Origin of the sequence: Achromobacter veterisilvae (genome assembly GCF_900496975.1) — a bacterium.
Classification (GTDB): Bacteria; Pseudomonadota; Gammaproteobacteria; order Burkholderiales; family Burkholderiaceae_B; genus Achromobacter; species Achromobacter veterisilvae.
In genome coordinates this window covers 147,498-159,326 of the sequence record NZ_UFQC01000002.1, presented here as the reverse complement: position 1 = coordinate 159,326, position 11,829 = coordinate 147,498, and the positions used below count along the sequence as shown (strand labels likewise).

Sequence of the window (11,829 nt, the reverse complement as noted above, 5' to 3'; positions counted from 1 at the left end):
TCAACTTTTTTCTGGCAGGCCTATGCGCGAAGCGCTCTTCATCGGACATACCTATATCGACGTTACCGTGCTGGCCGACCGCTGGCCCACCGGCGACGAGAAGAGCGTGGCGCGGGACTACGCCGTATCCTTCGGCGGCAACGCGGTCACCGCCGCGTTCGCCTGCGCGCGGCTGGGCACGGCGCCCGACCTGATCTGTTCGCTGGCGCCCGACTGGCTGGGCCACATGTACACCGACATGGCCGCGGCGCATGGCGTGTCGCTGCATGCGCGCCAGGTGCGCCGTTCCTCCCTGTCCTTCATCATGCCCAACGGTGGCAAGCGCGCGATCGTCCGCGCGCGCGACGTGGAATACCTGAACGATTTTCCCCGGCTGGACATCGGCGGCTACCGCGTCCTGCACCTGGACGGGCACCAGCCCGACGCTGCCCTGCATTACGCGCGGGCCTGCCGCGAGGCGGGCGTGCTGACCTCGCTGGACGGCGGGGGAGTGCGCGAGAACACCGACGAACTGCTGCGCTATATCGATGTGGCGGTCTGCGCCGAGCGCATGTGCGAGCAACTCGGCCTGTCGCCGCAGGGCCTGCTGGACCTGCTCAAGGCCCGCGGCTGCCGCGTCGGCGCCGTCACCCTGGGCGAGCGCGGCATGCTCTGGTACGACGAGACGGGCGCCGTCGACACGCTGCCGTCGCTGGACGTGCCGGGCGCGAGCATCGTCGATACCTCGGGCGCGGGGGACGTGTTCCATGGCGCCTACGTCTGGTCCTATCTGAACCGGCCGGAACAGCCCTGGGCGGAGCACTTCACCTTCGCGCGCGCCGCCTCCGCCCACAAGATCCAGCACCTGGGCAACGAGGCGGGGCTGCCGCAGGTCGAGGACGTGGAAAGGGCGATGATGGCTTTCGGGCCGAAAAAGCCCGACTTTCCGGGTGTCTGACAAGTCCAACCTTCCGCGTGTCTGACACCCGTACGAGACGCCCTGCCAAGCATGCGACAGTCTCGCCGGGTGTCTGACACCGGCTGACTTCGAAGTGTGTCAGACACCCGGGAAGGCCATCCCGTATCCGTCAGGCCGTCTCGTACGGGTGTCTGACACTGACAGTGGACACTCCACGTGTCTGACACCCGTACGCGACATCCTGCCAAGCATGCGACAGTCTCGCCGGGTGTCTGACACCGGCTGACTTTGAGGTGTGTCAGACACCCGGCAAGGCCATCCCGTATTCGTCAGGCCGTCTCGTACGGGTGTCAGACACTGACAGTGGACAGCATTACGCGCGTTCGATGGCCTGGTCCCGAACCCCGCCGATCCAATCCTCGATACGCCTGCCCTCCAGCACCATCTCCGGCGCCAGGTCCCTCAGCGGCAGCAGCACGAAGGCGCGCAGGCGCATGCGGGGGTGGGGCAGCGACAGCCGCTCATGTTCCATCCGGACGTCGCCGTACAGCAGCAGGTCCAGGTCCAGGGTGCGCGGCGCGTTTTTGTAGGGGCGCTGGCGGCCGTGGCGGTTTTCCAGCGCCTGCAGCGCGTCCAGCAAGGCCAGCGGCGCAAGATCGGTGTCCACGGCCGCCACCGCGTTGATGAAATCCGGGCCGGTGGCTTCCACCGGCGCGCTGCGGTAGAACGGCGATGCCGCCACCGCCAGGATGCCGTCCGTGTCCCGCAATTCGGCCAGGACCTGGCGCAGGGTCGCCGCGCCGTCGCCGAGGTTGGCGCCCAGGCCGACGTAGGCGCGGACGGAGGAGGGAGCCACGGCTCAGTCGGCGCTGGGAGCGCCGCGGGGGGAGGAGCGGCGCGGACGGCGGCGTTTGCGCGGGGCGGCCGGCGCCTCGCCGGCGTCGCGCGGCTGGCGCGCGATTTCCTCGATCATGTCGGCGCGGGCGACGTCGTCGGCGTTGGCCAGGTCCATCCACCATTGCGCCAGCACGCTGTCGAACTCGCCGGCGGCGGCGCGCAATTGCAGGAAGTCGCAGGCCGCGCGGAAGCGCGGCTGTTCGATCATGCGGAAGATGCTCTTGCCCATGCGGCGCTCGAAGCGCGGCTGCATGAACCAGATCTCGCGCATGTCCGAGGAAAAGCGGCGCTGGATGGCGAGCTTTTCGGTCTGTTCGTCCAGCACCGAGTCGGCGGCCTGCGACAGCGCGGGAATGGTGTGCTCTCCCTGGGCGCGCAGTTGCTTCCAGCGCACGTCCACCTGCTGCCACAGCAGCGCGGCGAACAGGAAGCTGGGGCTGATGGTCTTGCCCGAGCGCACGCGCGCGTCGGTGCGTTCCAGCGCCAGCTCCATGAAATTCTCGCCGCCGGGCTGTTCCAGCACGACGTCCAGCAGCGGCAGCAGGCCCTTGTGCAGGCCGTCCGCGCGCAACTGGCGCAGGCAGTCCATGGCATGGCCGCAGGTCAGCAGCTTGAGCATTTCGTCGAACAGGCGCGAGGCCGGCACGTTCTCGATCAGGTCGGCCATCGTGCCGATCGGCTGGCGCGTGGCCAGGTCGATCGTGCCGTTGAGCTTGGCGGCGAAGCGCACGGCGCGCAGCATGCGGACCGGGTCTTCGCGGTAGCGCTTGACCGGATCGCCGATGATGCGGACCTGGCGCTTTTTCAGGTCGGCCACGCCGTTGTGGAAGTCGATGACTTCCTCGTTGTGCGGGTCGTAGTAGAGCGCGTTCATGGTGAAGTCGCGGCGGGCCGCGTCTTCTTCGTGTGTGCCGAACACGTTGTCGCGCAGGATGCGGCCGTGCTCGTCGGTCTCCTGGTCTTCCGAGGCGGGCGCGCGGAAGGTGGAGGTTTCGATGATTTCCTGGCCGAACACCACGTGCACCAGTTGGAAGCGGCGGCCGATGATGCGGGCGCGGCGGAACAGCGGGCGGATCTGTTCGGGCGTGGCATTGGTGGCCACGTCGAAGTCCTTGGGTTCCAGCCCCACGATCAGGTCGCGCACGGCGCCGCCCACGATATAGGCTTCATAGCCGTGCTGGCGCAGGACTTCGCAGACCTTGATCGCGTGGCGCGATACGTTGCGGCGGTCGATGCCGTGCTTGTCGCGCGCGATGCGCAACGGCCCCCGGCTTGCCGGCGCGAACAGTCGGCCGACGAATTTTCTTATGGTTTCAGTGATCATTTAGGACTTCGCATCTTCCATGTGGTCGAACAAGTCGATCACTTGCCAGCCGCGTTCCTGGGCGATCTTGCGCAGGGTGGGGCTGGGGTTCGCGGCGATCGGACGGGTCACTTTCTCTAGCAGGGGGACATCGTTTACCGAATCGCTATAGAAAAACGATTCCGGGAAATCCGCAAGCCCCAGGCCCATGCCGGCCAGCCAATCGTTGACGCGCACCACCTTCCCTTCCTTGAAACTGGGGGTGCCCAGAATTCGGCCGGTGTAGCGCCCGCGCAGGTATTCCGCGTCGGTGGCCACGAGGTGGGGCACGCCGAAGGCGCGGGCGATGGGGGCGGTGACGAAACTGTTGGTGGCGGTGACGACCGCGCACAGGTCGCCGGCTTCCAGGTGCGATTGCACCAGTTCGCGCGCGGCGGGCGTCATGGACGGGCGGATCACCTCGTCCATGAAGGCTTCGTGCCACGCGGCCAGGTCGTAGGGCAGGTGCGCGGCCAGCAGGCCGAGCATGAATTCGGCGGCCTGCTCGGCGGTCAGTTCGCCGCGGTTGTAGCGGTCCATCAGATCGTCGTTCCGGCGGCGGGCTTCGTCGGGATCGCCCGCGCGGCCCGTGCGTGCCAGATAGTCGGCCCATTGGTAGTCGCTGTCCAGCGGCAACAGGGTGTGGTCCAGGTCGAACAGGGCGAGACGTCGGGAGGTCATGTGCGTTGCGAGTCAGGATCTGCGAGCATGGCGCGCAGCAGGGGCAGGGTGATGGGACGGCCGGTGGCCAGGGAATAGCGGTCGAGCGCGTCGAGCAGCGCCGCCAGCTTGCGGATGTCGCGCTCGTGGTGCGTGAGCATCCAGTTGATGATTTCCGGCGCCAGGTGCATGCCGCGTTCGGCCGCCTGCGCGGACAGGGCGGCCAGCTTGTCGGCGTCGGACAGCGGGTCCAGGCGGAACACCAGATCCCAGCCCAGGCGCGTGCGGAGGTCTTCGCGCAGCGGCATCGACAGCGGGGCGCGGTCGCCCGCAAGCGCCAGCGCGAAGGCGCGGCCCGTCGCGGCGGATTCGCGCCAGCGGTTGTACAGGGCGAACAGGGCGGCCTGGCGGCTGTCGTCCATGCGGTGCACGTCGTCGACCGCCACGAACTTGGGCATGGGCGACTTGGAGTCGGCTTCGGCCAGGCGGCGCAGCATGTTTTCGCCGTTGGCGGCGTCGATGTAGACGGCGTCGCGGCGCGCGGTCAGCGCGCGCAGCAGGTGGCTGCGGCCGCAGCCCGCGGCGCCCCAGATATACAGGGCGCGGCCGGGGGCGAGCGCGCGCACGGCCGCGAGCGCTTCTCCGTTGGGGCCGGCGATATAGTTGTTCAGCGATGGCGCTGGCGCGGGTAGAACGTCGAGCAGCAGCTGGCGGTTCATGAGAGATTATCAATCAGGCTGTTTCGGAGCACCCGAAAACCAACGCCGCGAGTCCTCGTAGCGGGCTTCCGCGAGCGGCATGCCGGGCAGCGCCTCCGGGTGCCGAAAAGCCAAAAAACGGTAATACAAGGGGCCGGAGCAGGGTGCAATGCAAGCCGAAACAGGGCCGCACCGGACTTCAGCCGCCAGAAACTGGCAAAATCAATACCGGCCAACCCTACACTTTAAACCACCTGAGGGGGGAGTGTCGCGGGCCGCTTTCGCGGCGCTGCGGCGGGGCAATCCCTGCTTGGGCCCGCAACATCGTAAAATGCGGGGCGTTCCACCAAAATCCCAGCAATTGTTACATACCCCACGGCATTTCTCATGACGAATCAACCTACCGCCCCTCTGACCTACCGCGATGCCGGTGTCGACATCGACGCAGGCGACGCCCTGGTCGACCGTATCAAACCGCTTGCGGCCCGCACCATGCGCGCCGGCGTGCTGGCCGGTATCGGCGGCTTCGGCGGCTTGTTCGAAGTGCCGAAGACGTTCAAGGAGCCCGTGCTGGTCTCGGGCACCGACGGCGTGGGCACCAAGCTGCGCCTGGCGTTCGACTGGAACCGCCACGACACCGTGGGGATCGACCTGGTCGCCATGAGCGTCAACGACATTCTGGTGCAGGGCGCGGAACCGCTGTTCTTCCTGGATTATTTCGGCTGCGGCAAGCTTTCGGTGGATACGGCGGCGTCGGTGGTGGGCGGCATCGCCAAGGGCTGCGAGCTGTCGGGCTGCGCGCTGATCGGCGGCGAAACCGCTGAAATGCCGGGCATGTACCCCGACGGCGAGTACGACCTGGCCGGCTTCGCGGTGGGCGCGGTCGAAAAGTCCGCCATCATCACCGGCAAGACGATCAAGACCGGCGACGTGGTGCTGGGCCTGGCGTCCAGCGGCGCGCACTCCAACGGCTATTCGCTGCTGCGCAAGATCCTGGAGCGCGCCAACGCCAAGCCCGACGACGACTTCCACGGCCAGCCGCTGGTCGACGTGGTCATGGCGCCGACGCGCATCTACGTGAAGCAGGTGCTGGCCGCGCTGGCCAGGCACGGCGCCAGCATCAAGGGCCTGGCCCACATCACGGGCGGCGGCCTGCTGGACAACGTGCCGCGCATTCTGCAACCCGGCCTGTCGGCCCGGCTGCATCGCGCCAACTGGGAAATGCCCAAGCTGTTCCAGTGGCTGCAAGAGCAGGGCGGCGTCGAGGACACCGAGATGTACCGCGTTTTCAACTGCGGCATCGGCATGGTGCTGGTCGTGGATCCGGCCGAGGCCGAAGCCATCGCGGCCACGCTGCGCGAGCAAGGCGAGACCGTCAGCACGCTGGGCGAAATCGTCGAGCAGACGGAAGGCATGGCGCAGACTGTTGTGGTCTGATGCTGCCTGACTTCGAATGATTCGAATGTGTCAGACACCCGTGCGGCATCAACGCAGGCCGAAGGCCGTCTCGTAGGGGTGTCAGACACTGACCTACTCCGGAAGTGTCAGACACTGGCCTATTCCGGAAATGTCAGACACTGGCCTATTCCGGAAGTGTCAGACACCCTTACGAGCCGCCGGTACAAACTGAAGCCGGCCCTCCCGGGTGTCTGACACCCACCCCAACCCAATCAATCCCCCAACTCCACCGCCACCGCATCGATGGTCCGCGCCACGGCGTCCGCCGCCAGGCAGTCCACGATGACGCGTCCGGGCTGCGCGCGCAGCCAGGTGATCTGGCGCTTGGCCAGTTGGCGCGTGGCGGCGATGCCCTGTTCGCGCGCGGTGTCCAGGTCGATTTCGCCGTCCAGGTGCGCCCACATCTGCCGATAACCCACGCAACGCACTGACGGCAGGCCCGGATGCAGGTCGGCCCTGGCGTGCAGGCCGCGCACCTCGTCGAGCAGGCCGCGGGCCAGCATGGCGTCGAAGCGTTGCTCGATGCGCGCATGCAGCGCGGCGCGGTCGGAGGGCTCCAGGCTGATGGTGACGTACTGGTTGCCGCTGTCGTCCCGCTGGCGCTGGCCGCGCTGAAGCAGGGCGGACATGGGCTGGCCGGAGAGCCGGCAGATCTCGAGCGCGCGCTGGATGCGCTGGCTGTCGTTGGGGGCCAGGCGGGCGGCGGTCGCCGGATCCAGCAGGGCCAGTTCGGCATGCAGCGCGGGCCAGCCGTCGACGGCCGCGCGCGCCTCCAGTTCGGCGCGCAGCGCCGGGTCGGCCTGGGGCAGGTCGTCCAGGCCGTCGCGCAGCGCCTTGTAATACATCATGGTGCCGCCCGCCAGCAGCGGAATGCGTCCACGGGCGCGGATGTCGTCGATCAGGCGCAGCGCGTCGGCGACGAATTCGGCGGCGGAGTACGACTGGACCGGATCCAGGATGTCCAGCAGGTGCTGCGGGACGAGCGCCCGTTCTTCGGGCGACGGCTTGGCCGTGCCGATGTCCATGCCGCGGTAGATCGTGGCCGAGTCCACGTTGACGATCTCCAGCGGCCAGCGTTCCGCCAGCGCAAGGGTGGACGCGCTCTTGCCGGCCGCGGTGGGGCCGGCAAGGCAGATGACCCGGCGCGCGGCGGGGTAGGAAAGGGAGGGTGACGACAAGCCTATTGCCCGCGCAGGAAGAGCTTGTCCAGGTCGGACACCGACCACTGGACCCAGGTCGGACGGCCGTGGTTGCACTGGTCGGCGCGCTCGGTGGCCTCCATCTGGCGCAGCAGCGCGTTCATCTCTTCGATGGTGAGCTTGCGGTTGGCGCGCACGGAGCCGTGGCAGGCCATGGTGGACAGCAATTCATTGCGCTGTTCGGTCAGGAGGCGCGAGACGCCCACCGCGCCCAGGTCGCGCAGCACGGCGCGGGCCAGGGTTTCGATGTCGCCGCGCGCCAGGATGGCCGGCACGGAGCGCACGGCGATCGAGGTGGGGCCGGACGGACGCATCTCGAAGCCCAGGCCGTTCAACTGTTCCTCGAATTCCTCGACCAGCGCCACGTCCTTTTCCTGGGCGTGGAACACCACGGGCACCAGCAGGTCCTGGCGCGGCAGGCTGCGCGCGTCCAGCGCCTGCTTGAGCTGTTCGTACACGACGCGCTCATGGGCGGCGTGCATGTCCACCAGCACCATGCCGCGGCGGTTCTGCGCCAGGATGTAGATACCGTGCAGTTGCCCCAGGGCCATGCCCAGCGGGTGCTCTTCGTCGGCCGGCAACGCCGCCGCCGGCGCCGCGGGGGCGGCGGCGGGTTCGCGCAGGGTCGCGGCCTGGACGGCCGCATCGTCGTCGAGCGGGCGGTAGAGCGATTGCCAGTCCGCCGCCGGAATGCCGGCGGGCTCGGCGTGCAGCCGGAACGGGACCTGGGTATGCGGACGCTGCGGCGCGGGCGAAGGCCGCAGCCCGTAGGAGGCGCCGCCGTCCGTGCCGCCGTAGGCCGGCCTGGGCGGATCCGCGGGCCGGGGGCTGGCGGCGGGGGCGGCTTGCGCAGAGACGCCGGCCGCGGGGGCGGGCGGGGCCGCCGTTTCGAATTCGGCCTCGTCGTCCTGGCCCGCCGGCGTGACGGCCGAAGATCCGCCGGTCTGCGCCAGCGTCTGGCCGACGGCATGGGAGACGAAGCGGTGCACGGCGCCGCTGTCGCGGAACCGCACTTCGTGCTTGGCGGGATGGACGTTCACGTCCACCGCGGCCGGGTCGATGTCCAGGAACAGCACGTAGGCGGGCTGGCGGTCTCCGTGCAGCACGTCCGCGTAGGCGGCGCGCAGGGCGTGGCTGACGGTGCGGTCGCGCACGTAGCGGCCGTTCACGTAGAGGTACTGGCGGTCCGCCCGGGCGCGCGCGGCGGTGGGGCGGGTGATCATGCCGGCGAGGCTGACGTTGCCGACCGAGTGCGACAGCAGCAGGCCGTGTTCGGCGAATTCGGCGCCCAGCACGTCGCGGATGCGCTGGGGCGGCTCGGCGGGCAGCCATTGGCGCTGCGCGCGGTCGTGGTGGAACAGGCGGAAGGCGATCTGCGGATGCGCCAGCGCGATGCGCTCCATGGCGTCGACGCAGTGGCCGAACTCCGTGGCCTCGGAACGCAGGAACTTGCGGCGGGCGGGCACGGCGTCGAACAACTGGCGCACGTCGACCGTGGTGCCGGGCGGGCCCGACGCGGGGCTGACCTGCATGCTGCCGGCGTCGATCTGCCAGGCGTGTTCGCCGTCGCGGGTGCGGGAAATGATGGTTACCTGGGCCACCGAGGCGATGGACGCCAGGGCTTCGCCGCGGAACCCCATCGAGGCCACCGATTCCAGCTCGTCCAGCGAGCGGATCTTGCTGGTGGCGTGGCGCGCCAGGGCCAGCGGCAGTTCCTCGGGCGGAATGCCGCCGCCGTCGTCCGTGACGGCGATGCGGCGGATGCCGCCGCCCTCCAGCCGCACTTCGATGGCGCGGCCGCCGGCGTCTATCGCGTTCTCGAGGATTTCCTTGAGTACGGAGGCGGGCCGTTCGATGACCTCGCCGGCGGCGATCTGGCTGATCAGCAGGTCGGGAAGCGCAAGGATGGAGCGGCGGTCGGTCATGTTGCGGGAGGCTTCTGGCATGGCTATGCGGATGATTTTAGCGTCATGGGCGGGTGGGCTATAGTCGCTGACACTTATTCTGTTCCGACCGCAGGGTTGCTTCAATGCTCGAATTCTTCAATATGGTCCTCCACATCGACCAGACGCTGGGCGTCTGGGTCGAGCAATATGGCGTGTGGGTGTACCTGGTGCTGTTCCTGATCGTCTTCGCGGAGACGGGGCTGGTCGTCCTGCCGTTCCTGCCGGGGGATTCGCTGCTGTTCATCGCCGGGGCGTTCGGCGCCACCGGCCATATCGATCCGTTCATGATGGCGGCATTGCTGATTGTCGCGGCGATCGTCGGCAATACGGTCAACTACGCGGTCGGGCGCTACATCGGGCCCCGCGTGTTCTCGATGAACCTGCGTTTTCTCGACCGCGGCGCCCTGATGCGCACGCACGCGTTCTACGAAAAGCACGGGGGCAAGACCATCGTGATGTCGCGCTTCATCCCGGTCGTCCGGACGTTCGCGCCATTCGTGGCGGGCGTGGCCGACATGCCGCTGGCCCGCTTCCAGATGTTCAATATCCTGGGCGCGCTGCTGTGGGTGGTCAGCCTGGTGGCCGCGGGTTACTTCTTCGGCAACATCCCGCTGGTGCGCGAACACCTGAACACCATCGTTCTGCTGGGCCTGGCCGCGGCGATCGTGCCGGTGGTCGGGGCGGGGCTGTTCAAGCTGCTCAAGGCGCGCCGCGGCGAGCCCTGAGCCCCGGGGTAGCCTAGCTGACGTCGCCCAGCCGCGCCAGCGGCGGATTGGCGGTGAAGTAGCGCTGGATGCCCGTCATCATGGCCTGCGCCAGCTTGTCCTGGTGCGAGGTGCTGCGCAGCAGGGCTTCTTCCTGCGGATTGCTGATGAAGGCGGTCTCGACCAGCACCGACGGAATGTCCGGCGCCTTCAGCACGGCGAAGCCGGCCTGTTCGACGCTGTTCTTGTGCAGCCGGTTGATCTTCTTGATTTCGTCCAGGAAGGCGTTGCCGACCTTCAGCGAATCGTTGATCTGCGCGGTGGTGGACAGGTCCAGCAGCACCTTCGCCACCTGGCGGTCATGGCTGCCCAGGTTGACGCCGCCGATCAGGTCGGCCGCGTTTTCCTTGTCGGCCATCCAGCGCGCCTGGGTGCTGGTGGCGCCGCGCTGCGACAGCGCGAACACCGAGGACCCATTGGCCGTGGGCTTGATCCAGGCGTCGGCGTGGATGGAAATGAACAGGTCCGCGCGCACGCGCCGCGCCTTCTGCACGCGCACGTGCAGGGGCACGAAATAGTCGTCGTCGCGCGTGAGATAGGCGCGCATTTGGGGCTGGCTGTCGATCAGCGCCTTCAGGCGCCGGGCGATGCGCAGCACCACGTCTTTCTCGCGCAGGCCGCTGCTGCCGATGGCGCCGGGATCCTCGCCGCCGTGGCCGGGGTCCAGCGCGATGGTCAGCATGCGCTGCTTGCCCCGGTTGGCGGTGGCCGGCGGGGGCTTGGGCGTGGAGGGCAGGGGCGGGGCGGGCTGCTGGCCCTGGACGCGGGGCGGCTCGGGCGGGTCGGCGCGGGTCACCGGGTTGCGCTGGATGTCTTCCAGGATGCGCGCCAGCGGATCGTCCACGTCGGGGCCGCTCTGCTTGTTCAGGATCGCGATCAGCGGGTCCTGGGCGATCTTCGGGTACAGGTCCAGCACCAGCCGGTACTGGTAGTCGGCCACGGGCTTGAGCGTGAACACCTGCGGCGCCACGGGCTGTTTCAGGTCGAACACCAGGCGCACGACGTTCGGGCGGTTCTGCGCCACGCGCAGGCTCTGGATGTAGGGGTCGTCGGGCCGGACCTTGGAAACCAGGTCGTTCAGGGCCGCGCTGATGGTCAGCCCTTCGATGTCCACCACCAGGCGGTGGGGGTTTTCCAGCGTGAACTGTTCCGCCTTGAGCTCGCTGTCGAGTTCGAGCGTGACCCGGGTGTATTCATCGGCCGGCCAGGTGCGCACGGCCAGGATCGTCGCCGCCTGCGCCAGGCGCGGCAGGACCGGCAGGACGAGCAGGGTGGCGGCGACGCTGATCAGGCGGCGCCGGGTGGCGCCTGCCGAGGGGAGGGCGCCGTTGAGGGCGGGGGGACAATCGCGTTCAACCATGTTTGTCCTCGAGCGGTGTACGCGGTCAGGGTGGCGTCGCGTCCTTCGCCCGCATAGGCTAGGGAAATCAGCAGGTCGGGCGGGGGCAAAAGGCCCTCGGCCCGCTCAGGCCATTCGATCAAAACGACCGCATCGTCACGCAGCAAATCCCGGAATCCTGCGTCCAACCATTCACGCGAATCACTAAATCTATAAAAATCAAGATGATAGAAGTATAAGTTAGAAACTTTATAGGATTCAAGCAGCGCGTAGCTCGGACTTTTGATTCGGCCCGTGATGCCGCATTCGCGCAACAATGCCCGCGTGAAGGCCGTTTTCCCTGCGCCGAGGTCCCCCTGGAGGTGGATGCAGGCGCCCGCCGGCTCCGTGCGCCGGCCGGAAACCAGGGGGGCGAGCTGCCGCGCCAGCGACTCCGTGGCGGCTTCGTCGGGCAGGTGCAAGGTCAGGCTGCAAAGAGGGGCGGACATGGCGCGGGGCGAGTGGTAAAAACGATGAAGGAAACACGGATGTTCGCGCAATTATAGGAATGCGGGTTTCTGCTAACCTAGTAGTGATTGTCATTCTCAACTTTACCGTGGCCGGCGCGCCGCCGCCGGCCGCCATCGAC

11 protein-coding genes are annotated in these 11,829 nt (G+C 68.0%); 3 read left to right on the top strand and 8 right to left on the bottom strand.

All coding sequences use genetic code 11. From position 1 onward, the window contains the following. Positions 1–22: 22 nt before the first annotated feature. Complete coding sequence (locus AVE30378_RS02390) at positions 23–937, top strand: sugar kinase (protein ID WP_129239171.1); 915 nt, start codon at positions 23–25, stop codon at positions 935–937. A 334-nt stretch (positions 938–1,271) separates the two neighbouring features. On the opposite strand, the gene AVE30378_RS02385 is transcribed toward AVE30378_RS02390, so the two are convergent. From AVE30378_RS02385 to hda, 4 genes are read right to left on the bottom strand one after another with little or no spacing between them, the layout of a single operon-like run. Then, complete coding sequence (locus AVE30378_RS02385) at positions 1,272–1,754, bottom strand: 2-amino-4-hydroxy-6-hydroxymethyldihydropteridine diphosphokinase (RefSeq protein WP_129239170.1); 483 nt, start codon at positions 1,752–1,754, stop codon at positions 1,272–1,274. A gap of 3 nt (positions 1,755–1,757) precedes the next feature. Then, entirely contained in the window at positions 1,758–3,119 is a 1,362-nt protein-coding gene (gene pcnB / locus AVE30378_RS02380) for a polynucleotide adenylyltransferase PcnB (protein ID WP_129239169.1), read from the bottom strand. Further along, complete coding sequence (locus AVE30378_RS02375; protein WP_129239168.1) at positions 3,120–3,818, bottom strand: HAD family hydrolase; 699 nt, start codon at positions 3,816–3,818, stop codon at positions 3,120–3,122. Further along, positions 3,815–4,516, bottom strand: coding sequence for a DnaA regulatory inactivator Hda (gene hda, locus AVE30378_RS02370; RefSeq protein ID WP_129239167.1), 702 nt, complete (start codon positions 4,514–4,516; stop codon positions 3,815–3,817). Before hda ends, AVE30378_RS02375 begins: the two co-directional genes overlap by 4 nt. A gap of 366 nt (positions 4,517–4,882) precedes the next feature. Here hda and purM point away from each other — a divergent pair, with 366 nt between their 5' ends. Then, the gene (gene purM / locus AVE30378_RS02365; protein WP_129239166.1) at positions 4,883–5,932 is read left to right on the top strand and encodes a phosphoribosylformylglycinamidine cyclo-ligase; all 1,050 of its coding nucleotides are present in this window, start codon (positions 4,883–4,885) and stop codon (positions 5,930–5,932) included. A 233-nt stretch (positions 5,933–6,165) separates the two neighbouring features. On the opposite strand, the gene miaA is transcribed toward purM, so the two are convergent. After that, positions 6,166–7,131: a tRNA (adenosine(37)-N6)-dimethylallyltransferase MiaA gene (miaA, locus tag AVE30378_RS02360; RefSeq protein ID WP_129239165.1), complete on the bottom strand. Its 966-nt coding sequence runs from the start codon at positions 7,129–7,131 to the stop codon at positions 6,166–6,168. 2 nt (positions 7,132–7,133) lie between these two features. Continuing rightward, positions 7,134–9,077: a DNA mismatch repair endonuclease MutL gene (gene mutL, locus AVE30378_RS02355; RefSeq protein ID WP_129239290.1), complete on the bottom strand. Its 1,944-nt coding sequence runs from the start codon at positions 9,075–9,077 to the stop codon at positions 7,134–7,136. A gap of 104 nt (positions 9,078–9,181) precedes the next feature. On the opposite strand from mutL, the gene AVE30378_RS02350 reads away from it, so the two are divergent. Beyond that, a complete protein-coding gene (locus AVE30378_RS02350; RefSeq protein WP_129239164.1) occupies positions 9,182–9,823 on the top strand; it encodes a VTT domain-containing protein in 642 nt (213 codons plus the stop codon). Between the two features lie 13 nt (positions 9,824–9,836). On the opposite strand, the gene AVE30378_RS02345 is transcribed toward AVE30378_RS02350, so the two are convergent. Both AVE30378_RS02345 and tsaE read right to left on the bottom strand, forming a co-directional pair. Further along, positions 9,837–11,222: an N-acetylmuramoyl-L-alanine amidase gene (locus tag AVE30378_RS02345; RefSeq protein ID WP_165360052.1), complete on the bottom strand. Its 1,386-nt coding sequence runs from the start codon at positions 11,220–11,222 to the stop codon at positions 9,837–9,839. After that, positions 11,150–11,689 carry a tRNA (adenosine(37)-N6)-threonylcarbamoyltransferase complex ATPase subunit type 1 TsaE gene (tsaE, locus tag AVE30378_RS02340; RefSeq protein ID WP_129239163.1) on the bottom strand — a complete coding sequence of 180 codons (540 nt, stop codon included), beginning with the start codon at positions 11,687–11,689 and terminating at the stop codon, positions 11,150–11,152. The genes AVE30378_RS02345 and tsaE overlap by 73 nt, the downstream gene beginning before the upstream one ends. Positions 11,690–11,829 lie beyond the last annotated feature (140 nt).